Origin of the sequence: Liquorilactobacillus mali KCTC 3596 = DSM 20444 (assembly GCF_000260415.1) — a bacterium.
Lineage (GTDB): Bacteria > Bacillota > Bacilli > Lactobacillales > Lactobacillaceae > Liquorilactobacillus > Liquorilactobacillus mali.
Genome location: NZ_BACP01000061.1, coordinates 1 through 20175, shown reverse-complemented (window position 1 = coordinate 20175; position 20175 = coordinate 1). Strand labels below are relative to the sequence as shown.

36 protein-coding genes are annotated in these 20175 nt (G+C 37.9%); 35 read left to right on the top strand and 1 reads right to left on the bottom strand.

The features are described 5' to 3' along the window. Positions 1 to 40: 40 nt before the first annotated feature. The 34 genes from rplC to rpsI all read left to right on the top strand — a co-directional run bounded on the left by rplC (position 41) and on the right by rpsI (position 18424). Positions 41 to 670 (top strand): 50S ribosomal protein L3, encoded by a 630-nt coding sequence (gene rplC / locus GSM_RS10930; protein WP_003689442.1) that lies wholly within the window; start codon positions 41 to 43, stop codon positions 668 to 670. Positions 671 to 693: 23 nt separating this feature from the next. Further along, complete coding sequence (gene rplD, locus GSM_RS10925) at positions 694 to 1317, top strand: 50S ribosomal protein L4 (RefSeq protein WP_003689441.1); 624 nt, start codon at positions 694 to 696, stop codon at positions 1315 to 1317. A gap of 1 nt (position 1318) precedes the next feature. Next, positions 1319 to 1603: a 50S ribosomal protein L23 gene (rplW, locus tag GSM_RS10920; protein WP_003689439.1), complete on the top strand. Its 285-nt coding sequence runs from the start codon at positions 1319 to 1321 to the stop codon at positions 1601 to 1603. A gap of 25 nt (positions 1604 to 1628) precedes the next feature. Then, positions 1629 to 2459 carry a 50S ribosomal protein L2 gene (rplB, locus tag GSM_RS10915; RefSeq protein WP_003689438.1) on the top strand — a complete coding sequence of 277 codons (831 nt, stop codon included), beginning with the start codon at positions 1629 to 1631 and terminating at the stop codon, positions 2457 to 2459. 46 nt (positions 2460 to 2505) lie between these two features. Continuing rightward, positions 2506 to 2787: a 30S ribosomal protein S19 gene (gene rpsS, locus GSM_RS10910; RefSeq protein WP_003689435.1), complete on the top strand. Its 282-nt coding sequence runs from the start codon at positions 2506 to 2508 to the stop codon at positions 2785 to 2787. 14 nt (positions 2788 to 2801) lie between these two features. Next, the gene (rplV, locus tag GSM_RS10905; RefSeq protein ID WP_003689433.1) at positions 2802 to 3149 is read left to right on the top strand and encodes a 50S ribosomal protein L22; all 348 of its coding nucleotides are present in this window, start codon (positions 2802 to 2804) and stop codon (positions 3147 to 3149) included. 13 nt (positions 3150 to 3162) lie between these two features. Further along, entirely contained in the window at positions 3163 to 3819 is a 657-nt protein-coding gene (gene rpsC, locus GSM_RS10900) for a 30S ribosomal protein S3 (protein ID WP_003689431.1), read from the top strand. A 3-nt stretch (positions 3820 to 3822) separates the two neighbouring features. Then, complete coding sequence (gene rplP, locus GSM_RS10895) at positions 3823 to 4257, top strand: 50S ribosomal protein L16 (protein WP_003689429.1); 435 nt, start codon at positions 3823 to 3825, stop codon at positions 4255 to 4257. Continuing rightward, positions 4247 to 4441, top strand: a complete 195-nt coding sequence (rpmC, locus tag GSM_RS10890; RefSeq protein ID WP_003689426.1) for a 50S ribosomal protein L29 — start codon at positions 4247 to 4249, stop codon at positions 4439 to 4441. Before rplP ends, rpmC begins: the two co-directional genes overlap by 11 nt. A gap of 25 nt (positions 4442 to 4466) precedes the next feature. Next, positions 4467 to 4733: a 30S ribosomal protein S17 gene (gene rpsQ, locus GSM_RS10885; RefSeq protein WP_003689424.1), complete on the top strand. Its 267-nt coding sequence runs from the start codon at positions 4467 to 4469 to the stop codon at positions 4731 to 4733. Between the two features lie 68 nt (positions 4734 to 4801). After that, positions 4802 to 5170, top strand: coding sequence for a 50S ribosomal protein L14 (gene rplN / locus GSM_RS10880; protein ID WP_003689422.1), 369 nt, complete (start codon positions 4802 to 4804; stop codon positions 5168 to 5170). Between the two features lie 33 nt (positions 5171 to 5203). Next, on the top strand, positions 5204 to 5515 hold the full coding sequence (rplX, locus tag GSM_RS10875; protein WP_003689421.1) for a 50S ribosomal protein L24: 312 nt from the start codon (positions 5204 to 5206) through the stop codon (positions 5513 to 5515). A gap of 27 nt (positions 5516 to 5542) precedes the next feature. Next, entirely contained in the window at positions 5543 to 6085 is a 543-nt protein-coding gene (rplE, locus tag GSM_RS10870) for a 50S ribosomal protein L5 (protein ID WP_003689418.1), read from the top strand. Between the two features lie 13 nt (positions 6086 to 6098). Beyond that, positions 6099 to 6284 (top strand): type Z 30S ribosomal protein S14, encoded by a 186-nt coding sequence (locus tag GSM_RS10865; RefSeq protein ID WP_003689416.1) that lies wholly within the window; start codon positions 6099 to 6101, stop codon positions 6282 to 6284. A 28-nt stretch (positions 6285 to 6312) separates the two neighbouring features. Beyond that, positions 6313 to 6711, top strand: coding sequence for a 30S ribosomal protein S8 (gene rpsH, locus GSM_RS10860; RefSeq protein ID WP_003689414.1), 399 nt, complete (start codon positions 6313 to 6315; stop codon positions 6709 to 6711). A gap of 31 nt (positions 6712 to 6742) precedes the next feature. Further along, the gene (rplF, locus tag GSM_RS10855; protein ID WP_003689412.1) at positions 6743 to 7279 is read left to right on the top strand and encodes a 50S ribosomal protein L6; all 537 of its coding nucleotides are present in this window, start codon (positions 6743 to 6745) and stop codon (positions 7277 to 7279) included. Between the two features lie 47 nt (positions 7280 to 7326). Further along, the gene (gene rplR / locus GSM_RS10850; RefSeq protein WP_003689410.1) at positions 7327 to 7683 is read left to right on the top strand and encodes a 50S ribosomal protein L18; all 357 of its coding nucleotides are present in this window, start codon (positions 7327 to 7329) and stop codon (positions 7681 to 7683) included. A gap of 21 nt (positions 7684 to 7704) precedes the next feature. Beyond that, a complete protein-coding gene (rpsE, locus tag GSM_RS10845; protein ID WP_003689409.1) occupies positions 7705 to 8205 on the top strand; it encodes a 30S ribosomal protein S5 in 501 nt (166 codons plus the stop codon). Between the two features lie 15 nt (positions 8206 to 8220). After that, positions 8221 to 8403 carry a 50S ribosomal protein L30 gene (gene rpmD, locus GSM_RS10840; protein ID WP_003689407.1) on the top strand — a complete coding sequence of 61 codons (183 nt, stop codon included), beginning with the start codon at positions 8221 to 8223 and terminating at the stop codon, positions 8401 to 8403. Positions 8404 to 8449: 46 nt separating this feature from the next. Further along, positions 8450 to 8884, top strand: a complete 435-nt coding sequence (gene rplO / locus GSM_RS10835) for a 50S ribosomal protein L15 (RefSeq protein WP_003689405.1) — start codon at positions 8450 to 8452, stop codon at positions 8882 to 8884. After that, positions 8884 to 10179 carry a preprotein translocase subunit SecY gene (gene secY / locus GSM_RS10830; RefSeq protein ID WP_003689403.1) on the top strand — a complete coding sequence of 432 codons (1296 nt, stop codon included), beginning with the start codon at positions 8884 to 8886 and terminating at the stop codon, positions 10177 to 10179. The genes rplO and secY overlap by 1 nt, the downstream gene beginning before the upstream one ends. A gap of 102 nt (positions 10180 to 10281) precedes the next feature. Next, positions 10282 to 10935 carry an adenylate kinase gene (locus GSM_RS10825; RefSeq protein WP_003689401.1) on the top strand — a complete coding sequence of 218 codons (654 nt, stop codon included), beginning with the start codon at positions 10282 to 10284 and terminating at the stop codon, positions 10933 to 10935. Positions 10936 to 11117: 182 nt separating this feature from the next. Then, positions 11118 to 11336 (top strand): translation initiation factor IF-1, encoded by a 219-nt coding sequence (infA, locus tag GSM_RS10820; RefSeq protein WP_003689399.1) that lies wholly within the window; start codon positions 11118 to 11120, stop codon positions 11334 to 11336. Between the two features lie 34 nt (positions 11337 to 11370). Further along, positions 11371 to 11484, top strand: coding sequence for a 50S ribosomal protein L36 (gene rpmJ, locus GSM_RS10815; protein ID WP_003689393.1), 114 nt, complete (start codon positions 11371 to 11373; stop codon positions 11482 to 11484). Between the two features lie 25 nt (positions 11485 to 11509). Next, positions 11510 to 11875, top strand: a complete 366-nt coding sequence (gene rpsM, locus GSM_RS10810) for a 30S ribosomal protein S13 (protein ID WP_003689378.1) — start codon at positions 11510 to 11512, stop codon at positions 11873 to 11875. A 25-nt stretch (positions 11876 to 11900) separates the two neighbouring features. Continuing rightward, positions 11901 to 12290 (top strand): 30S ribosomal protein S11, encoded by a 390-nt coding sequence (gene rpsK / locus GSM_RS10805; protein WP_003689375.1) that lies wholly within the window; start codon positions 11901 to 11903, stop codon positions 12288 to 12290. An 85-nt stretch (positions 12291 to 12375) separates the two neighbouring features. After that, a complete protein-coding gene (locus GSM_RS10800; protein WP_003689373.1) occupies positions 12376 to 13320 on the top strand; it encodes a DNA-directed RNA polymerase subunit alpha in 945 nt (314 codons plus the stop codon). A 25-nt stretch (positions 13321 to 13345) separates the two neighbouring features. Beyond that, positions 13346 to 13729 carry a 50S ribosomal protein L17 gene (gene rplQ, locus GSM_RS10795; RefSeq protein WP_003689371.1) on the top strand — a complete coding sequence of 128 codons (384 nt, stop codon included), beginning with the start codon at positions 13346 to 13348 and terminating at the stop codon, positions 13727 to 13729. 453 nt (positions 13730 to 14182) lie between these two features. Then, positions 14183 to 15016 carry an energy-coupling factor ABC transporter ATP-binding protein gene (locus GSM_RS10790; protein WP_003689370.1) on the top strand — a complete coding sequence of 278 codons (834 nt, stop codon included), beginning with the start codon at positions 14183 to 14185 and terminating at the stop codon, positions 15014 to 15016. After that, on the top strand, positions 14992 to 15867 hold the full coding sequence (locus tag GSM_RS10785) for an energy-coupling factor ABC transporter ATP-binding protein (RefSeq protein ID WP_034541907.1): 876 nt from the start codon (positions 14992 to 14994) through the stop codon (positions 15865 to 15867). The genes GSM_RS10790 and GSM_RS10785 overlap by 25 nt, the downstream gene beginning before the upstream one ends. Further along, positions 15860 to 16657, top strand: coding sequence for an energy-coupling factor transporter transmembrane component T family protein (locus GSM_RS10780; RefSeq protein ID WP_003689365.1), 798 nt, complete (start codon positions 15860 to 15862; stop codon positions 16655 to 16657). Before GSM_RS10785 ends, GSM_RS10780 begins: the two co-directional genes overlap by 8 nt. A gap of 24 nt (positions 16658 to 16681) precedes the next feature. After that, positions 16682 to 17449, top strand: a complete 768-nt coding sequence (gene truA, locus GSM_RS10775) for a tRNA pseudouridine(38-40) synthase TruA (RefSeq protein ID WP_010078203.1) — start codon at positions 16682 to 16684, stop codon at positions 17447 to 17449. Positions 17450 to 17575: 126 nt separating this feature from the next. Next, positions 17576 to 18019, top strand: coding sequence for a 50S ribosomal protein L13 (rplM, locus tag GSM_RS10770; protein WP_003689361.1), 444 nt, complete (start codon positions 17576 to 17578; stop codon positions 18017 to 18019). Between the two features lie 12 nt (positions 18020 to 18031). After that, complete coding sequence (gene rpsI, locus GSM_RS10765; protein WP_003689359.1) at positions 18032 to 18424, top strand: 30S ribosomal protein S9; 393 nt, start codon at positions 18032 to 18034, stop codon at positions 18422 to 18424. A 166-nt stretch (positions 18425 to 18590) separates the two neighbouring features. On the opposite strand, the gene GSM_RS10760 is transcribed toward rpsI, so the two are convergent. Continuing rightward, the gene (locus GSM_RS10760; protein WP_076621444.1) at positions 18591 to 19295 is read right to left on the bottom strand and encodes an HAD hydrolase family protein; all 705 of its coding nucleotides are present in this window, start codon (positions 19293 to 19295) and stop codon (positions 18591 to 18593) included. 444 nt (positions 19296 to 19739) lie between these two features. On the opposite strand from GSM_RS10760, the gene GSM_RS15290 reads away from it, so the two are divergent. Next, a complete protein-coding gene (locus GSM_RS15290; RefSeq protein ID WP_003689356.1) occupies positions 19740 to 19916 on the top strand; it encodes a type 1 periplasmic-binding domain-containing protein in 177 nt (58 codons plus the stop codon). Positions 19917 to 20175: the final 259 nt, after the last annotated feature.

Sequence of the window (20175 nt, the reverse complement as noted above, 5' to 3'; positions counted from 1 at the left end):
ACTAAAGAAATAGTAAAATAAATTAATTGGAGGTGTACTCATGACCACTAAAGGAATCTTAGGAAAAAAAGTAGGGATGACACAAGTTTTCACTGATAATGGCGAATTAGTTCCTGTAACTGTTGTTGAAGTTGGTGCTAACGTTGTAATGCAAATCAAAACTGTCGAAAATGATGGTTACGAAGCTGTACAATTAGGCTTTGATGATTTACGTGAAGTCTTGTCAAACAAACCTGCTAAAGGTCATGCAGCAAAAGCAAAAACTGCTCCTAAGCGCTTCATTCGTGAAATTAGAGATGTTGAGCTTGGAGATTACAAAGTCGGAGATGAAGTTAAGGCAGATCTCTTTGAAACAGGCGACATCGTTAATGTCACAGGTACATCAAAGGGCCATGGCTTCCAAGGTAATATCAAGCGTTGGGGACAATCACGTGGACCAATGGCTCACGGTTCTCGCTACCATCGTCGTCCTGGTTCAATGGGTGTAATTATCAACCGTGTGTTCAAGGGTAAATTACTTCCAGGCCGTATGGGTGGAGATCGTGTTACAATCAAGAATCTTGAAATTGTAAAAGCTGATGTAGAAAATAACGTACTTTTAATCAAAGGTAATGTACCAGGTGCTAACAAATCATTGGTTACTATCTTTGGTGCAGTTAAAGAAAAATAATTAGAGGAAGGGAGGATAATTAAATGCCAAAAGTTACATTATTCAAACAAGATGGTAGCAAAAATGGTGAAGTTGAATTAAACGAAAACATTTTTGGTATCGAACCAAACGATAATGTCGTCTTTGATGCAGTTATTATGCAACGTGCATCATTACGCCAAGGAACACATGCTGTTAAGAACAGAAGTGATGTTTCTGGTGGTGGTAAGAAGCCATGGCGTCAAAAGGGAACAGGTCGTGCTCGCCAGGGTTCTATCCGTTCGCCACAATGGGTTGGTGGTGGAACAGTCTTTGGACCAACACCACGCTCATATAGCTACAAACTTCCAAAGAAGGTTCGCCGTTTAGCAATCAAGTCAGTACTTTCACAAAAGGTATTGAATGAGAGTTTGTTGATTGTTGACAAATTAAGTTTTGATCAACCAAAAACAAAGGCTTTCGCAGAAGTTTTGAATAGCTTAGATGTTAAGACAAAAGTTTTAGTAGTTCTTGAAGATGGCAATGACTTAGCTGCTCTTTCAGCTCGTAACTTACCAAATGTTACGGTCGTTAGTGCTAAAGGCGTTAATGTATTAGACGTTATTAATAGCGACAAGTTAGTCATGACTCAAGAAGCTCTTTCTCAAGTAGAGGAGGTTCTTGCATAAAATGGAAGCACGTAAAATTATCTTAAAACCAGTTGTTACAGAAGCTTCAACTGAAGGCTTGGATGCAAAGCGTTATACATTTGATGTTGACACACGCGCAACTAAGATCGAAGTTAAGAAAGCTGTTGAAGAAATTTTTGACGTTAAAGTTGTTAGAGTTAACATCATGAACGTTAAAGGTAAATTAAAGCGTATGGGTCGTTATGCTGGCTACACAAAGAAACGTAGAAAAGCAATTGTTACTTTAAGCGCAGATTCAAAAGAAATCAAATTATTTGAAGAATAAAAATTTGTAATAGGAGGGAATACACGTGGGGATCAAAAAATTTAAACCAACCACTAACGGACGTCGTAATATGACTGGTTCAGATTTTTCTGAAATTACAAAAACAACTCCAGAAAAATCGTTGCTTGAATCACAAAGCAAGACAGCTGGTCGTAATAGTTATGGCCGTATTACTGTCCGTCACCGTGGTGGTGGTCACAAGCGTCAATATCGTTTAATTGATTTTAAACGCATTAAAGATGACGTAACTGCAACAGTTAAGGCAATCGAATATGATCCAAACCGTTCAGCAAACATTGCACTACTTGTTTATGCTGATGGTGTTAAATCATATATCCTTGCTCCTAAAGGTCTCGAAGTGGGTCAAGTTATTCAATCAGGAAAGGAAGCAGATATCAAGGTAGGTAATACTTTGACATTAGCAGATATCCCTGTTGGTACAATTATTCATAATATCGAACTAAAACCCGGAAAGGGTGGTCAGTTGGTTCGTTCAGCTGGTGCATCAGCACAGTTACTTGGTAAGGAAGGCAAATATGCTTTAGTTCGTTTGACTTCTGGTGAAGTTCGCATGGTTCTCTCAACTTGCCGTGCTACAATCGGTGCAGTTGGTAATGAACAACATGAACTTATTAAAGTCGGCAAGGCTGGTCGTTCACGTTGGGCTGGCAAGCGTCCTACAGTTCGTGGTTCTGTAATGAACCCTAACGATCACCCACATGGTGGTGGTGAAGGTAAAGCTCCTATCGGTCGTCCAAGTCCTATGTCACCATGGGGACAGAAAACGATGGGTTATAAGACACGTTCTAAGAAAGCACAATCTGATAAATTTATCGTACGTAAACGTAACAAGTAGCCAAAAGGCTGCTTAAGGATTAGATGATCCGAAAGGAGGATTCACATTGAGTCGTAGTTTGAAAAAAGGACCATTTGCTGATGCTCATTTGATGAAGAAAATTGAAGCTCAAGCAGATCAAGAAAAGAAATCTGTAATTAAGACATGGTCACGTCGTTCAACAATTTTCCCAAGTTTCATTGGTTATACAATCGCTGTGTACGATGGTCGCAAGCACGTTCCAGTTTATATTCAAGAAGATATGGTTGGCCACAAGTTGGGTGAATTTGTACCAACACGTACATTCCGTGGTCATGGTAGTGGCGACAAAAAAACAGTTGTTAAGTAAGGGAGGGTAATAAAATGGCTGAACAAGTTACATCAGCAAAAGCAACTGCCAAAACAGTTCGAATCCCTGCACGTAAAGCACGTCTAGTGATCGATCTCATACGTGGCAAAAGCGTAGCTGAAGCATTAGGGATTTTAAAGTTCACACCAAGAGCTGGCTCTCTAATCATTGAAAAAGTATTAAAATCAGCAATTGCAAATGCAGAAAATAATTTTGACTTAGATGTTGAAGATTTAATAGTAAGTGAAGCTTTTGTTAACGAAGGACCAACCTTAAAACGTTTCCGTCCTCGCGCAAAGGGTTCTGCTTCTCCAATCAACAAACGTACTAGTCATGTTACTGTAGTTGTATCTGTAAAATAAGGAGGGATAATGCGTGGGTCAAAAAGTAAATCCAACGGGATTACGTGTAGGAATCATTCGTGATTGGGATGCAAAATGGTACGCAGAAAAAGATTTTGCTGACAATTTACATGAAGATTTACACATCCGTGAATACATTCAAAAGAAATTAGCCGATGCATCTGTCTCTACCGTTGAAATTGAACGTGCTGCAAAGCGTGTTAATGTTTCAATCCATACTGCAAAACCAGGTATGGTTATCGGTAAAGGTGGATCAGAAGTTGAAAAGCTTCGTAAAGAATTAAATGAATTAACAGGTAAGAGAGTTCATATTAATATTGTTGAAATTAAGAAACCTGATTTAGATGCTCAATTAGTTGGCGAAAATATTGCAGTACAATTGGAAAATCGTGTTGCATTTCGTCGTGCTATGAAACAAGGTATTCAGCGTACAATGCGTTCTGGAGCAAAGGGAATTAAAGTACAAGTTGCTGGACGTTTGAACGGGGCAGATATGTCACGTGTAGAACATTTTTCAGAAGGTACAGTTCCATTGCATACACTTCGTGCTGATATCGATTATGCTTGGGTAGAAGCAATCACAACTTATGGTAAATTAGGCGTTAAAGTTTGGATTTACCGTGGGGAAGTTTTACCTGCTAAGAAAGATAATAGTAAAGGAGGGAAATAACCTATGTTAGTACCAAAACGTACAAAGCATCGCCGTGAATTCCGTGGCAAGATGCGTGGCGAAGCAAAGGGTGGCAAGACTGTTGCTTTTGGAGAATACGGCTTGCAAGCTGTTGATTCACATTGGATTACAAACCGCCAGATTGAAGCTGCTCGTGTTGCAATGACACGTTACATGAAACGTGGTGGGAAAGTTTGGATTAAGATTTTCCCTCATAAATCATATACTGCTAAAGCTATTGGTGTTCGTATGGGTTCTGGGAAAGGTGCTCCTGAAGGTTGGGTATCTCCAGTAAAACGCGGTAAGATTATTTTTGAAATTGGCGACGTTCCAGAAGAAGTTGCTCGTGAAGCACTGCGTTTAGCTTCCCACAAACTCCCATTGAAGACTAAGTTTGTAAAACGTGAGGAAGTAGGTGGCGAATCAAATGAAGGCTAAAGAAATTAATGAATTAACCACTGCTGAAATGCTCGATAAAGAAAAGCAATTCAAAGAGGAATTATTTAACTTGCGCTTCCAATTAGCTACCGGTCAATTGGAAAACACTGCTCGTTTAAAAGAAGTTCGTAAGACGATTGCGCGTATAAAAACGGCATTGCGTCAACAAGAATTGAACAAATAGAATACGAAGAGGAGGAAACTAAAGTATGACTGAAGATCGTAACCAACGTAAAGTCTATCAGGGACGTGTTGTTTCGGACAAAATGGATAAAACGATTGCTGTTGTTATTGAGACTTATAAGAACCATAAAGTCTATAATAAGCGTGTTAAGTACTCCAAGAAGTATAAAGCACATGATGAAAATAACGAAGCAAAAGTGGGAGACATCGTAAAGATTATGGAAACTCGTCCGTTGTCAGCAACAAAGAGATTCCGTTTAGTTGAGATCGTTGAAAAGGCAGTTATTATCTAGAGTATATTCTGGATTTAAATGTACTTTGATTCGTATTCTGATTCGTTAACGAAAGGAGGTCACATACCGTGATCCAACAAGAAAGTCGTTTAAAAGTTGCTGATAACTCTGGTGCACGTGAAATTCTTGTAATTAAGGTTTTAGGCGGTTCACGCGTCCGTACAGCAAATATTGGTGACACGATTGTTGCTACTGTTAAACAGGCAACACCAGGTGGCGTTGTCAAAAAAGGTGATGTTGTTAAGGCTGTTGTTGTTCGAACAAAGTTCGGAACACACCGTGCAGACGGTTCTTACATCAAATTTGATGAAAATGCAGCAGTTATTATTGGTGATGACAAATCACCAAAGGGTACACGTATCTTTGGGCCAGTTGCACGTGAATTACGTGATGGAAGCTTTATGAAGATCGTTTCCTTAGCACCTGAAGTACTGTAATAAACCGATGTTGGCAAGGAGGTGCGAAATAAAATGTTCGTAAAAAAGAATGATAAAGTTAAGGTAATTGCTGGTAAGGATAAAGGTAAAGAAGGAATTATTGAAAAAGTTTTTCCTAGTAAAGACCGTGTAATCGTTAAGGGTGTAAATATTATTAAAAAGCACCAAAAACCAAGCAACGCAAATCCTAACGGTGGAATTGTTGAGGTTGAAGCACCTATTCATGTCTCCAACGTTATGTTGCTTGATCCATCAAACAATGAAACAACTCGTATAAGTGTAAAGGTTGTTGATGGTAAAAAAGTTCGAGTTTCTAAAAAAACTGGTGAATCCTTAGATAAGTAGAAATAGGAAAGGAGGATTACTTTCTTCATGGTTAATCGTTTAAAAGAAAAATATGATAAAGAAATAGTTCCATCAATAATGGAAAAATTCAATTATACTTCAATCATGCAAGCTCCTAAAGTTGATAAAATTGTTATCAACATGGGTGTTGGTGACGCAGTTAGCAACGCTAAGAACTTGGATGAAGCAGTTGAAGAATTGACTTTGATTGCGGGTCAAAAACCTGTTATTACAAAGGCAAAGAAATCAATTGCTGGTTTCCGTTTACGTGAAGGTATGCCTATCGGAACTAAAGTTACATTACGTGGCGAGCGTATGTATGATTTCTTGGATAAATTAGTATCTGTTTCACTACCTCGTGTTCGTGATTTTCATGGTGTTAGTAAGCGTGCCTTTGATGGCCGCGGTAACTACACATTGGGTATCCGTGAACAGCTAATTTTCCCTGAAATTGATTTTGATGATGTTAACAAAGTTCGAGGTATGGATATCGTTATTGTTACAACTGCAAATTCAGATGAAGAATCCAAAGAGTTATTGTCGCAATTAGGAATGCCATTCGCTAAATAAAGGGGGTTTCACATTGGCAAAGAAGTCGCAAATTGCAAAGAACAAACGCGAAGCTAAGTTCTCTACGCAAGAATATACACGCTGTGAACGTTGTGGTCGTCCACATTCAGTTTATCGTAAGTTTAAGTTATGCCGTGTTTGCCTAAGAGATCTTGCCCACAAAGGTCAAATTCCTGGGATGAAAAAGGCTAGCTGGTAATCCAATAAAGTAAAGGAGGGCAAATTTAATGGTCATGACTGATCCAATCGCAGACTTCTTGACACGTGTTCGCAATGCAAACATGGCAAAGCACGAATCTCTTGAAGTACCTGCTTCAAAAATTAAGCACGATATTGCAGAAATCCTCAAAAATGAAGGTTTTGTTCGCAATGTTGAATATATTGATGATGACAAACAAGGAATCATCCGTGTATTCTTGAAATTTAGTAAGGATAATGAACGCGTAATTACTGGGATTAAGCGTATTTCAAAACCTGGTTTACGTTCATATGTTAAAGCAGATGCTGTTCCTAAGGTCCTAAACGGCTTAGGAATCGCTATTCTTTCAACCTCAGAAGGGGTTATGACAGATAAAGACGCCCGCGCAAAGAAAATTGGCGGCGAAGTATTAGCATACGTTTGGTAGAAATTTTCGAAAGTAAGGAGGTGTCACTACCGTGAGTCGTATTGGTTATAAAGAAGTTACTGTACCTGCTGATATTGAGGTCAGTCGTGATGGAGATATCGTAACCGTTAAAGGACCTAAGGGTGAATTAACTCGTGAATTCTCTGACAAGATTTCAATGGAAATCGAAGGTAATGTTGTTAAGTTTGATCGTTCAAGCAATGATAGCAAGACAAAAGCATTACATGGGACAACAAGAGCTGTATTTCACAACATGATATTAGGTGTTAGCACAGGTTTCAAGAAAGAATTAGAACTTCAAGGTGTTGGTTACCGTGCACAAATGAAGGGTAATACGCTTGTATTGAATGTTGGTTATTCTCATCCAGTGGAGTTTGTTGCTGAGAATGGTATTAGTATTGAAGCACCTTCTGCAACTTCAATAATTGTTTCTGGTATTTCAAAAGAAGCAGTTGGAGATTTTGCGGCAAAGATTCGTTTGACACGTGCTCCAGAACCTTATAAGGGCAAGGGAATTCGTTACAAGGGTGAAATTGTTCGTCGTAAGGAAGGTAAGACTGGTAAGTAATCAGTTTAACTGAAAAAAGATACAAATTAAATTAAGAGGTGAAAATTGTGATTTCAAAACCAGATAAGAATAAGACACGTCAAAAGCGTCATTTACGTGTCCGTGGTAAGATCTCTGGTACAGCTAAGTGCCCACGCTTAAATGTTTATCGTTCAAACAAAAACATCTACGCTCAAGTAATTGATGACGTAGCGGGTGTGACGCTAGTTAGTGCCTCTACGTTAGATAGTGAAGTCAGTGGTGACTCTAAAACAGAACAAGCAACTTCAGTTGGTGAAGTTGTTGCAAAACGTGCTGTTGAAAAAGGTATTAAGGAAGTTGTTTTCGACCGTGGCGGATATTTATATCACGGACGTGTTGAAGCACTTGCAACTGCTGCTCGTGAAAATGGATTAGACTTTTAGGAAAGGGAGGGAAACTAATTTATGACTTTTATCGATCCAGCTCAATTAGATTTAGAAGATCGCGTTGTTGCGATTAACCGTATCACAAAAGTTGTTAAAGGTGGACGTCGCTTACGTTTTGCTGCCTTAGTTATCGTTGGAGACCACAATGGCCATGTTGGCTTTGGTACTGGTAAGGCACAAGAAGTTCCTGATGCTATCCGTAAAGCTGTTGATGATGCTCGTAAGAACCTTATCACAGTCCCAATGGTTAATGATACACTTCCTCATGAAGTTCTTGGTGAATATAGTGGTAGCCGTATCATGTTGAAACCAGCTATAGCCGGTTCTGGTGTTGCTGCTGGTGGTGCTGTTCGTGCCGTTATGGAATTGTCTGGTGTTGCTGATGTAACAAGTAAGTCACTTGGCTCAAGTACACCAATCAATGTTGTTCGTGCAACAATGGATGGTTTAGCAAAAATGAAGAGTGCTGAAGAAGTTGCCGCACTTCGTGGTGTTTCAGCACAACACTTAGCAGAATAAAGGAGGCTCAATATTATGGCTAATTTAAAAGTTACTTTGGTTCGTAGTGTCATTGGGCGTCCTCAAAAGCAGCGCGATATCGTCAAAGCACTTGGTTTAGGTCGCATCAACAGTTCAGTTGTTCTTCCTGACAATGCTTCAACACGTGGTGCTGTTGCGAAAATCAATCATTTGGTTGATGTTTCAATTGCTGAGTAATCGTTTATGACATGTTATAATTAATAATTAAGGAGGTGCCAACCTGATGGAATTGCATGAGTTAAAACCAAGTGAAGGTTCACGTCACGTACGTAATCGCGTAGGTCGCGGAACTTCATCCGGTAATGGTAAGACAGCTGGACGTGGTCAGAAAGGCCAAAAAGCTCGTGGTAAGGTACGTTTGGGCTTTGAAGGTGGACAAATGCCATTGTTCCGTCGTATGCCAAAACGTGGTTTTCAAAATATCAACCGCAAGGAATTTGCAGTTGTTAATTTAGACGCGCTTAACAAATTCGATGATGGTACAGAAGTTACACCAGTACTCTTAGTTGAGAATGGTGTTGTTAAAAAAGAATTGAATGGAATTAAAATTCTAGGTAATGGTGAGTTGACTAAGAAGTTAACCGTCAAAGCCAATAAGTTTTCTGCTTCAGCTAAGAAAGCTATTGAAGCAGCTGGCGGTCAAGCAGAGGTGATTTAATGCTTAAAACAATGAAGAACGCCTTAGCTGTAAAAGAGATCCGCAACAAAATCTTATTTACATTAGGTGTCTTGATTGTATTTCGTTTAGGCACATATATCACAGTCCCTGGGATCAACGCTAAAGCTTTAACTAGTGTTGCGTCTTCAGGGTTAGTTAGTATCTTGAATACTTTCAGTGGTGGTGGTTTGGCGAACTATTCCATTTTAGCAATGGGTGTTTCACCATATATTACTGCTCAGATTATTGTTCAGCTACTTCAAATGGATATTGTTCCCCGCTTTGTTGAGTGGAGTAAGCAAGGTGAAGTTGGTCGTAGAAAGCTTAATCAAGCTACAAGATATTTAACAATAGTGCTGGCGTTTGTACAGTCAATTGGAATTACAGCTGGGTTTAATGCACTGAGCAGTTTGAATTTGGTCGAAGATCCAGGAATTAAGACATATGTAAGTATAGGAATTATTTTAACGGGTGGTTCATTATTTACTACATGGCTTGGTGATATGATTACTGATAGAGGTTTTGGAAACGGAATTTCAATGATAATCATGGCTGGTATTATTGCAAGAATTCCTACTGGTGTTCACCAGATTTACAATGATCAATTTGCTGATGCATCATCTAGTGATTTGTGGAAGAGTATTTTGTATGTTGTTGTATTGTTAGTAGCTATTTTAGCGATTGTTGCTTTTGTTACATATGTGCAACAAGCAAGTTATAAGATTCCCATTCAATATACTAGAAGACTTGCAGGAGCAACTAATAGTTCGTATCTACCGTTGAAAATCAATGTGGCAGGAGTTATTCCTGTTATCTTTGCAAGTTCCTTTATTGCAACGCCACAAACTATTTTGATGGCATTTACACAAAATTACTCTGAAGCTACATGGTACAAGGTGATGACTAACATCTTCAACATGCAAGCTACAGGAGGAATGATTCTTTATACTGTTTTGATTGTTGTATTTACTTTCTTCTATGCTTTTGTTCAGGTTAACCCTGAAAAGCTATCGGAGAATTTGCAGAAGCAGGGCAGTTACATTCCAAGTGTCTGGCCAGGCAAGGAAACAGAGAAATTTGTTTCACGTCTGTTGATGCGTTTAAGTTCAGTCGGTTCACTCTTCTTAGGACTTGTTGCTTTGATTCCATTGGTTGCCTCAAACATTTGGGGATTAGATGAATCAATTGGATTAGGTGGAACTAGTTTATTGATTGTTGTGGGGGTTGCACTTGAATCAATCAGACAATTAAAGGGTATGATGATGAAGCGCGAGTACGTCGGCTTTATTAGATAAGTTAGTGATAATGAAAGAGAGTTCGGCTTCGCTTTAGTGGGGCCAGCTTTTTCATTTAAAACTAATTACACATTCTATGGAGGTTATTGAACAATGACAGGAATGAACTTAATGTTGATGGGACTGCCTGGAGCAGGGAAAGGAACACAGGCTGAAAGAATTGTTGATGAATTTAATATTCCACATATTTCGACCGGTGATATTTTCCGTGCTGCTATAAAAAATGAAACACCGATGGGCTTAAAGGCGAAGTCCTTTATTGACAAGGGTGAACTTGTTCCAGATGAAGTTACAAATGGAATTGTCAAGGAACGTTTAAGCAAGTCTGATACAGATAAAGGTTTTTTGCTTGATGGTTTTCCCAGAAACATGGCTCAAGCAGAGGCTCTGGATGAAATGGGAACAGAATTATCGAAATCGTTGGTCGGTGTCATTAATATTCATGTTGACCCAGCTTCATTATTAGAACGATTAACTGGAAGATTTATCTGTCGTGATTGTGGAGCGACATACCATAAGGTCTTTAATCCAACAAAAGTAGCAGGAACTTGTGATCGTTGTGGCGGACATAACTTCTACCAGCGCGAAGATGATAAACCAGAAACTGTTAAGAATCGTTTGGATGTTAATATAAAGATGAATACACCACTATTAGCATTCTATGAGGAAAAAGGTTTATTACATGAAGTTGATGGTAATCAAGAAATTGGCAAAGTATTTGGTGATATCAAGGATATTTTAGAAAAAATAAAGTAGCAATTGTTGAAATTGCTTGCATATAGTTTATTGAAATGATATACTGTTTCAGGTTTATCTTTTCAATAGGATTAGTCTGTCCATTTGGATGGATTAGCTTGCGTAGAAGAGTTACTCCTTGGTTTTAAGGAGTTACCGTTTTGCGTGTAAAGTTTTAAAACCATTTAAGGAGGTACTTTTGCGTGGCGAAAGATGATGTGATTGAAATTGAGGGTACAATCAAAGAAACGTTACCCAATGCGATGTTCAAGGTCGAGCTCGAAAATGGACACGAGATATTAGCTCATGTATCAGGAAAAATCAGAATGCATTATATTCGCATTTTACCTGGTGATAAGGTAACTGTCGAAATGTCCCCTTACGATTTGACTAAGGGCCGCATTACCTATCGCTTTAAATAGATTGTACTTCAAATACATTTGGGAGGTATAATTCATGAAGGTAAGACCATCAGTAAAACCAATGTGTGAACACTGTAAAGTAATTAAGCGCAAGGGTCGTGTTATGGTAATTTGCTCAAATCCAAAACACAAACAACGTCAAGGATAATTAAAAATTAGGAGGTGTAATTGTTATGGCTCGTATTGCAGGTGTCGATTTACCACGTGACAAGCGTATCGTAATCGGCTTAACTTACATTTATGGAATCGGTAATACTACAGCACAGAAAATCTTAGCAGAGGCAGAAGTGTCTGAAGATGTTCGTGTACGCGACTTGACTTCTGATCAAGAAGATAAGATTCGTGCTGTTGCTGATAAGTATAAGGTCGAAGGTGATCTTCGTCGTGAGGTCAGCTTAGATATCAAACGTTTATCAGAAATTGGATCATACCGAGGCTTACGTCATCGTCGTCATTTACCAGTTCGTGGACAAAACACGAAGAATAATGCACGCACACGTAAAGGCCCAGCTGCATCAATTGCTGGTAGAAAGAAATAATTAATTAAAGGAGGTTAGCTATTTCATGGCAGTTAAGAAAAGTTCGCGTAAGCGTCGAGTAAAGAAAAATATTGAAGTCGGCGTGGCACATATTCACTCAACATTTAATAATACACTTGTTATGATTACAGATGTTCATGGCAATGCTATTGCTTGGTCTTCTGCAGGTGCTCTTGGTTTCAGGGGTAGCCGTAAGTCAACTCCATTCGCTGCTCAGATGGCTGCAGAAGCTGCAGCAAAGGGTTCAATGGAGCATGGTATGAAGAGTGTTGAAGTTGCAGTTAAAGGCCCTGGTTCTGGTCGTGAAGCCGCTATTCGTGCTTTACAGACAACTGGCCTTGAGGTTACATCAATTCGCGATGTGACACCAGTTCCTCATAATGGATGTCGTCCTCCAAAACGCCGTCGTGTTTAATGTGGTTTCGTATTCATTTTGAGGTAAATCTTCATAATGTTTTCGCCAGATTACACGTCGTGTTTTGAAAGGGGTAAAGATAAGAATGATTGAATTTGAAAAACCAAAAATTCATAAAATAGAAGAAAATCTTGATTATGGTAAATTTGTTGTTGAACCACTTGAACGTGGTTATGGTACTACTTTAGGTAATTCACTTCGTCGTATTTTGCTTTCATCACTTCCTGGTGCAGCAATTACTGATATTCAAATTGACGGTGTATTGCATGAATTCTCGACTATCAAGGGTGTTCTTGAAGATGTGACACAAATCATTTTGAATCTTAAAAAAGTTGCTTTGCGTATTGATTCGGAAGAAAACCAAACATTGGAAATCAATGTTGCTGGTCCGGTTGAAGTAACAGCGGGTGATATTCAGGGAAGTAGTGATGTCGAGGTTCTTAACTCTGACCTGTATATTTGTACAGTTGCCGAAGGCGCATCATTCCATGTTCGAATGACTGCTAACACTGGTCGTGGCTATGTTTCTGCTGATGATAACAAAGCCAGGGCTGATGATATGCCAATTGGTGTGTTGCCGATTGACTCAATTTATACCCCGATTGAACGTGTAAACTATCAAGTAGAGAAAGCACGTGTTGGTCAAAAAGATGATTTTGATAAGTTGACACTTGATGTATGGACTAATGGTGCAGTTACTCCAAGTGAAGCAATCAGCTTATCTGCGAAAATTTTAACAGAACATTTAACTTTATTTGTTGATCTTACTGATGAGGCTAAGAATGCTGAAATCATGGTAGAAAAGGAAGAGACACATAAAGAAAAAATGCTTGAGATGACGATTGAAGAGCTTGATTTGTCAGTTCGTTCTTATAATTGCTTGAAGCGTGCTGGAATAAACACAGTTCAGGAATTAACTAATAAGTCTGAAGCTGATATGATGAAGGTCCGCAATCTTGGACGTAAGTCATTAGAAGAAGTTAAGAATAAACTTGTTGATTTGGGTTTATCATTACGTCATGATGACTAATCTTTATTAAGGGAGGGAATACTTCATGGGTTACCGTAAATTAGGACGAACAAGTGAACATCGTAGGGCTATGTTGCGTAACTTGACGACTGACTTGCTCGTTAACGAAAAAATCGTGACAACTGATGCACGTGCTAAAGAAGTTCGTAAATCAGCTGAAAAGATGATTTCATTAGGTAAGAAAGGCGACTTGGCTTCTCGTCGTCGTGCTGCTGCATTTTTGATGAATGTTGTTGCTGATGTTAAAGAAGATGGTGATAATGTTGTTGTTCAATCAGCATTACAAAAGCTTTTCTCAGATTTAGCACCACGTTTTGAAGAACGCAATGGTGGTTACACACGTATCCTCAAGATGGATGAACGTCGTGGAGATGCAGCAAAAATGGTTGTTCTTGAATTAGTTGACTAGTTTGAAATAGCTATCATTTTGTCACTTTTATAACGATAACTGGGCGTTACGATGATGGGTAGTTCCTAGTCTAGTCCTAAGTACCTTAATTGGGAAACCTTCGTTATAAAAAGTGATTTTTTTGTTTTAAAGTGAAAAGTTTTAAAACCTTATTCTGGAATGTGACACAAGACAATAAAATTCGAAATTATTTGGAAAAAGTTGACTTATGGAACACATTTATATGGAATAAATAGAGGAGGCAGGTCAAAATTTAACTTTGGCTTGGCCTTTTTTTAATAAAAAGTTGAATTTTACGAATTAAGGGTCAGTAATATAAATGATATTATTTTAACTTTTACATAGAAGTAACTTTTTCCTTGCGTGATTAAATGTGTAATTCGTCTCTTTTTTAATAGGCTGAATATGGTATGATAAATGTTATAAAATTCTAGTTGAGGAGAGTAAAAAACAGTGGATATAGTTGAAATTAAAAATCTTACTTTTAAATATCCGCAACAAGAAGTACAAAATTTCAATAATTTTAATTTAAAAATTAAAAAAGGTGAATGGCTTGCAATTATTGGGCATAATGGGAGCGGAAAGAGCACATTAGTACGTCTGATAGATGGCTTGTTGGCTCCTGAAAGTGGCGAAATTACGGTGAGTGGAATAAAACTGACACCTGAGTCAGTTTGGGATGTACGCAGCAAAATCGGTATGGTTTTTCAGAATCCTGATAACCAATTTGTCGGAGCTAATGTTGAAGACGATGTTGCTTTTGGATTAGAGAATGCAGCGATTCCACGTGAAGAGATGTTAATTAGAGTAAGACAAGCACTTGAACGCGTTGGGATGTGGGAATTTGCTGATCATGAACCCGTTAGATTGTCAGGTGGTCAGAAGCAGCGAGTTGCATTGGCCGGGATAATTGCCTTAAAGCCTGAAATTATCATTCTTGATGAGGCTACAAGCATGCTTGATCCCGAAGGACGTCAATCGGTTTTGGAGATTATTCGCGAATTGAATCAAGTAGAACACTTGACTGTTATTTCAATTACGCATGATATAGATGAAGCATCTAATGCGCAGAGAGTGGTTGTGCTTGATGATGGTAAAATTGTTCAAGATGATATTCCTGCAAAAATTTTTTCACATGGAGCAAGCTTGGTTAAGATTGGACTTGAACCACCTTTTTCAGAGAAATTGAAGGAAGAACTTATAAAACAAGAAATCAAAGTACCTGATGAATATCTTACAAAAGAAGGAATGGTTGATTGGCTATGGCAATTATTTTCAAAGCAGTAAATTATACGTATCAGCCAAATACACCTTTTGAGCAGCAAGCACTTGAAAATATCTCAGCTGAGATTCCCACTGGGAGTTATACTGCACTAATTGGACATACTGGGAGTGGAAAATCTACTTTTTTACAACATTTAAATGGATTGTTGCGCCCAACAAGCGGTGTAATTCATGTCGGTAAACAAATAATTACACCCGAAACTAAAAATAAGCAACTAGGTGAATTACGTAAACACGTTGGGATTGTATTTCAATTTCCTGAGGCACAGTTATTTGAAGAAACAGTAATTAAAGACATTGCCTTTGCTCCAAAAAATTTTGGTAAAACTGAAGAAGAAGCTGAAACAATAGCTCGCAGAATGGCTCAACAAGTTGGATTAGATGATGAATTATTATCAAAATCACCGTTTGAATTATCAGGTGGTCAGATGAGACGTGTCGCAATTGCTGGTATCCTCGCGATGGAGCCTGAGATCTTGGTATTGGATGAACCGACAGCTGGACTTGATCCACAAGGAAGACTTGAAATTATGGAAATGTTCAAGAGGTTAAAAGAAGAACAAAACTTAACAGTTGTCCTGGTTACCCATCAAATGGATGATGTTGCTAAGTATGCTGATAATGTAATTGTACTGGAAAAAGGTAAGCAGATTGCTAGTGGAACTCCCAGCGAGATTTTTGCTCAACCAAATTGGCTTGTCGAACATCACCTTGCATTGCCTAAAGCGGGTGAATTTGCGCTGGAGTTTGAGAAAAAGACAGGGTACAAGTTTGCAACTTTACCACTGACAGAAGTTTCCTTAGCTCGACAAATTGCATCCTTATTGCATGGGGGTGGTGTGCACCATGGGTAAAGTGTTATTGGGAAGGTATGTTCCTGGTGATTCAATTGTGCACCGTATGGATCCTAGAGCAAAACTAATATTGAGTTTTTTCTTCATTGTTATTATCTTTTTAGCTAATAATTGGCAATCGTATGTTCTATTATTTGCTTTGACAATTGGAAGTATTTTAGCTGCCAGAGTGAACTTTGCCTTTTTTATCAAGGGTGTCCGTCCATTAATTTGGTTAATATTGTTCACGGTCTTACTACAGATTTTTTTTAGTAGTGGAGGAACTGTTTTTTGGAGATGGGGACCGTTTAACCTATCTTATTATGGTTTAATCAATGGGGCATACGTTTTCTGTAGGTTTGTGCTAATCATTTTTATGTCAACGTTATTAACATTAACGACGGCACCGCTTGCGATTGCGGATGCACTCGAGAAATTGATGATGCCTTTGAAGAAAATAAAGGTTCCGGTCTATGAGATTTCTTTGATGCTGTCAATTGCTTTACGATTCGTGCCAACGCTGATGGATGAGACTGCAAAAATTATGAATGCACAGCGTTCACGAGGGGTAAATTTTGGTGAAGGAAGTATTATGCAGCAGATAAAGGCAGTTGTCCCACTACTTGTTCCGTTATTTGTTAGTTCATTCAATCGTGCTGAAGATTTGGCAACTGCAATGGAAGCTCGGGGATATCGTGGCGGTGAGGGAAGAACTAAGTATCGGGTACATTATTGGCAGACAGGTGACACAGCAGGATGTGCTGTCTTTGTGATAGTACTGATTATCTTGTTGTTCTTGCGCCATTGGTAATTATGAATGAATGTGAGGAATTAGATGTCAAAGAGGTATATGATAACGCTGGCGTATGATGGAACAAATTTTGCGGGATTTCAGAGTCAGCCAAATCAACGGACTGTGCAAGATGTTTTAGAAAAAGCAGTTAATAAGATGAGCACGGCAAAAGAGTTTGTGCATATTTTCGGTTCAGGAAGAACAGATGCTGGTGTACATGCATTTGGTCAAATTGTTCATTTTGATCTTGAGAATGATATACCTGCACAAGGAATTGTGAATGGATTAAATAGTATGCTGCCACTGGATATGCAAGTAGTGGATGCAAAAATTGTTTCGAAAGAATTTCATGCACGTTTTACAGCACATGGCAAACGCTATATGTATCGGGTAAGTCGCGGACGTTTCGTTGATCCTTTCAAGAGGTTTTACACAGGACATTACAAGTATCCATTAAATATTGAATTAATTAAGGAAGCAATTCCGGATGTAATTGGAACACATGATTACTCGAGTTTTGTGGCATCCGGTAGTCAAACTAAGAGTCATGTGCGAACTATCTATGATGCAACTGTTAGGGAAAATCTTGAAAATAATGAAATAATTTTTGAATTTTATGGCAATGGTTTTTTATACAATCAAGTACGAATCATGGTTGCAGCGCTTCTGGAAATAGGTAATGGCAAGCGGCCAGTACATGATTTTTTACGCCTGTATGAAGTTAAAGATCGCAATGAATGCCGTGCAACTGCACCAGCAAGCGGGCTTTATTTAAAAAAAGTATACTATGATATAGAAAATAATAAATAAGTAATTAGTTTTAATTGACTTTGGGCTCAAAAAAAAGTATCATAATATTTGGTATTGTTTGCCCCACAGTAGGCCCCGGAAACTTATTTTGTGTCAAACAAGCATATGTAAATGGAGGAAATAAACGTGCGTACAACATATATTGCAAAACCAGGCGAAATAGAACGTAAATGGTACGTAGTGGATGCAACTGATGTTCCTTTGGGACGTCTTTCTTCAACTGTTGCTTCTATCTTACGTGGTAAAAATAAACCAGTATTCACACCAAATGTTGATACAGGTGATTTTGTTATTGTTATCAATGCAGAAAAAGTTGCTTTGACAGGTCGTAAAGCAACAAAAAAGATTTACTATCATCATACAGACCATCCAGGTGGTTTGAAGAGCCGTACAGCTGGTGATTACCGTGAAAAAGATCCTGAGAAGTTAATTGCTTTATCCATCAAAGGAATGCTTCCAAAGGGTACACTTGGTAAAGCTCAAGCTAAGAAGTTACATGTTTACCGTGGTGCAGATCACAAGCATGAAGCTCAACAACCAGAAGTATTGGATATCACAAACTTAATCTAGGAGGAAACTTAATTGGCTCAAGTACAATATAAAGGCACTGGCCGTCGCAAGAATTCTGTTGCTCGTGTACGTTTAGTACCAGGTACAGGTAAGATTGTTATGAACGGCAAGCCTGCAGAAGAATATGTTCCATTTGCAAACTTACGCGAAGTTATGGTTCAACCATTTGACGTTACGGAAACAAAGGATTCATATGATGTTCTTGTTAACGTTGATGGTGGCGGCTTCTCTGGTCAAGCTGGTGCAACACGTCATGGTATTGCACGTGCATTGCTTGAAGTAGATCCTGATTTCCGCGGCGTCCTCAAACGTGCTGGTCTCTTGACTCGTGATGCACGTATGAAAGAACGTAAGAAGCCAGGTCTTAAGAAAGCTCGTAAGGCTTCACAATTTTCAAAACGTTAATATTATATATATATCAATGTTTAAGGCGTTTCACAATTCAGTTTGTGGAGCGTTTTTTTTTTTGAGTTGACACCATTCCGGTCTGCAATGTTTTGAGGTAACTTGCGGTAGGCAATTTCATCTAACTGAAAATTTTGTATGGTTGAAGAAAAGAGTTTGAGTATCCTCATTTAATTATTACTATTGATAATTGATTCAATAGTGTCAAGCAATGTCTCAGAATTATTAGAGCCGATAATTGAATTTGCAGCTTTTTTATTTGTTCTTGTGCATTTCCCATTGCAAAACTATATTTGGTATGTTTAAGCATTTCTAAATCATTGCCACTATCCCCAAATGTTGCTATCTCACTATCTGAAATATGCCATTTTTTTCCGAGTAATTTTAACCTAGTGTATTTATTAACACCAGGAATAATAAGATCAATATTACCATGGCCACTAGAAATGTGAATCAAGCTTCCTTTTAGAGTGGTTTGCAATATAGTCAATTTTTCTGTGATTTCTGAAGGATCAAAAGAAAGTGCAAATTTGAAAAATGTATCGTCTTCATTAAATAATTCATTCCAAGATCTAACAGGTCTTATTCTGGGATAATAGAACTTTGCATTGGATATTTGTTCTACGGTGGCATCTTCCAAAATATAAGCACTCTTTTTTCCACAAACGATTAAGTTGATAGGGTCTAGTTTATCAAGTGTATTTAAGGTGTGCATGACAATATTCTTTGGTAATTCTGCATTACAAAAATGTTGATCACCGATCAAGATATTAGCTCCATTTTCTGATAGGAACGTTATGTTTTTATAGTTTCTTAGGAAAAAAGTACGAAACTGGAAATATTGATTACCACTAGCAACAACAAATGCTATTTTTTTTCTTGTAGTTGCTTAAAAAGCTTATTAAAGCGTGGAAAAAATGTAATTTTTCACTTTTAGATTGGCAAGTAATTGATGGATTGGTATCAACAGCTTGTCCTCAAGAAATATAAAATTTAGGAAAAATTGTATTTACAGAAAAAGTAGATAGTACAATATTACCTATGATTTATCCAGATCGAAAAAAATATATCAGTAGTTGTTTTTTGAGATTTCTAAGCAAAAAAACATCGAGTACTTTTTACAGTCAAAAGAACTGCAAAAGAAAGTAAAAGCACTCGTGATAAAGTAAATAGTTTTAATACTTATTCCGAAAAAGCAATTGAGGGGAAGGATTATTTTACGGGGCTATCCGGTTATTCAGAAGATTACCGATGGTCCATCAATTATTTTTCCAACCATCAACCACCCGATGTCATTTTTGCTAATGGGGATGATATGGCTACCGGTATTATTTTAGGATTAAAGGTACTTGGATATATTCACAAAAAATATTTTCAAATGATTGGCGAAGAGAATACGCCGTATAGTGAGATTTTGGATTTTTCAACGATTGATTTTTTCCCACATGAAATAGGTAAAGCAGTCATAAATTATATTTTATCTGAGGCGTAATATGTGTCTATACAAAAAGAACCATAGTTGATAAGGAGATAGAATAACTTTAACTTTTATAAGTTAACAACATTTTTTCAACTCATTAGAGACTTAATGAATTATTAGTGTTGCATATAGCAAGGTTGTAAATTTCCACAATTCTCAAAAATGTTAATACTATTATGATAGTTTTAGATATCTCTGTATTTTTGGAGATGTCTTTTTTATTGTTTTTAGACCTATTATGTACAAAAAAATAGGGTCAAAAAAGATTAGT

What these genes read in the sequence shown, in the direction of transcription:
- rplV (WP_003689433.1), top strand. Translation starts at nt 2,802, where the DNA reads ATGGCTGAACAAGTTACATCAGCAAAAGCAACTGCCAAAACAGTTCGA.
- rplO (WP_003689405.1), top strand. Translation starts at nt 8,450, where the DNA reads ATGGAATTGCATGAGTTAAAACCAAGTGAAGGTTCACGTCACGTACGT.
- rpsM (WP_003689378.1), top strand. Translation starts at nt 11,510, where the DNA reads ATGGCTCGTATTGCAGGTGTCGATTTACCACGTGACAAGCGTATCGTA.
- GSM_RS10785 (WP_034541907.1), top strand. Translation starts at nt 14,992, where the DNA reads ATGGCAATTATTTTCAAAGCAGTAAATTATACGTATCAGCCAAATACA.
- rplC (WP_003689442.1), top strand. Translation starts at nt 41, where the DNA reads ATGACCACTAAAGGAATCTTAGGAAAAAAAGTAGGGATGACACAAGTT.
- truA (WP_010078203.1), top strand. Translation starts at nt 16,682, where the DNA reads ATGTCAAAGAGGTATATGATAACGCTGGCGTATGATGGAACAAATTTT.
- rplP (WP_003689429.1), top strand. Translation starts at nt 3,823, where the DNA reads ATGTTAGTACCAAAACGTACAAAGCATCGCCGTGAATTCCGTGGCAAG.
- rplQ (WP_003689371.1), top strand. Translation starts at nt 13,346, where the DNA reads ATGGGTTACCGTAAATTAGGACGAACAAGTGAACATCGTAGGGCTATG.
- rplX (WP_003689421.1), top strand. Translation starts at nt 5,204, where the DNA reads ATGTTCGTAAAAAAGAATGATAAAGTTAAGGTAATTGCTGGTAAGGAT.
- rpsQ (WP_003689424.1), top strand. Translation starts at nt 4,467, where the DNA reads ATGACTGAAGATCGTAACCAACGTAAAGTCTATCAGGGACGTGTTGTT.
- rplW (WP_003689439.1), top strand. Translation starts at nt 1,319, where the DNA reads ATGGAAGCACGTAAAATTATCTTAAAACCAGTTGTTACAGAAGCTTCA.
- rplD (WP_003689441.1), top strand. Translation starts at nt 694, where the DNA reads ATGCCAAAAGTTACATTATTCAAACAAGATGGTAGCAAAAATGGTGAA.
- rpsH (WP_003689414.1), top strand. Translation starts at nt 6,313, where the DNA reads ATGGTCATGACTGATCCAATCGCAGACTTCTTGACACGTGTTCGCAAT.
- GSM_RS10780 (WP_003689365.1), top strand. Translation starts at nt 15,860, where the DNA reads ATGGGTAAAGTGTTATTGGGAAGGTATGTTCCTGGTGATTCAATTGTG.
- secY (WP_003689403.1), top strand. Translation starts at nt 8,884, where the DNA reads ATGCTTAAAACAATGAAGAACGCCTTAGCTGTAAAAGAGATCCGCAAC.
- GSM_RS15290 (WP_003689356.1), top strand. Translation starts at nt 19,740, where the DNA reads ATGGCTACCGGTATTATTTTAGGATTAAAGGTACTTGGATATATTCAC.
- rpmJ (WP_003689393.1), top strand. Translation starts at nt 11,371, where the DNA reads ATGAAGGTAAGACCATCAGTAAAACCAATGTGTGAACACTGTAAAGTA.
- rpmC (WP_003689426.1), top strand. Translation starts at nt 4,247, where the DNA reads ATGAAGGCTAAAGAAATTAATGAATTAACCACTGCTGAAATGCTCGAT.
- rplE (WP_003689418.1), top strand. Translation starts at nt 5,543, where the DNA reads ATGGTTAATCGTTTAAAAGAAAAATATGATAAAGAAATAGTTCCATCA.
- rpmD (WP_003689407.1), top strand. Translation starts at nt 8,221, where the DNA reads ATGGCTAATTTAAAAGTTACTTTGGTTCGTAGTGTCATTGGGCGTCCT.
- GSM_RS10825 (WP_003689401.1), top strand. Translation starts at nt 10,282, where the DNA reads ATGAACTTAATGTTGATGGGACTGCCTGGAGCAGGGAAAGGAACACAG.
- GSM_RS10800 (WP_003689373.1), top strand. Translation starts at nt 12,376, where the DNA reads ATGATTGAATTTGAAAAACCAAAAATTCATAAAATAGAAGAAAATCTT.
- rpsE (WP_003689409.1), top strand. Translation starts at nt 7,705, where the DNA reads ATGACTTTTATCGATCCAGCTCAATTAGATTTAGAAGATCGCGTTGTT.
- rpsK (WP_003689375.1), top strand. Translation starts at nt 11,901, where the DNA reads ATGGCAGTTAAGAAAAGTTCGCGTAAGCGTCGAGTAAAGAAAAATATT.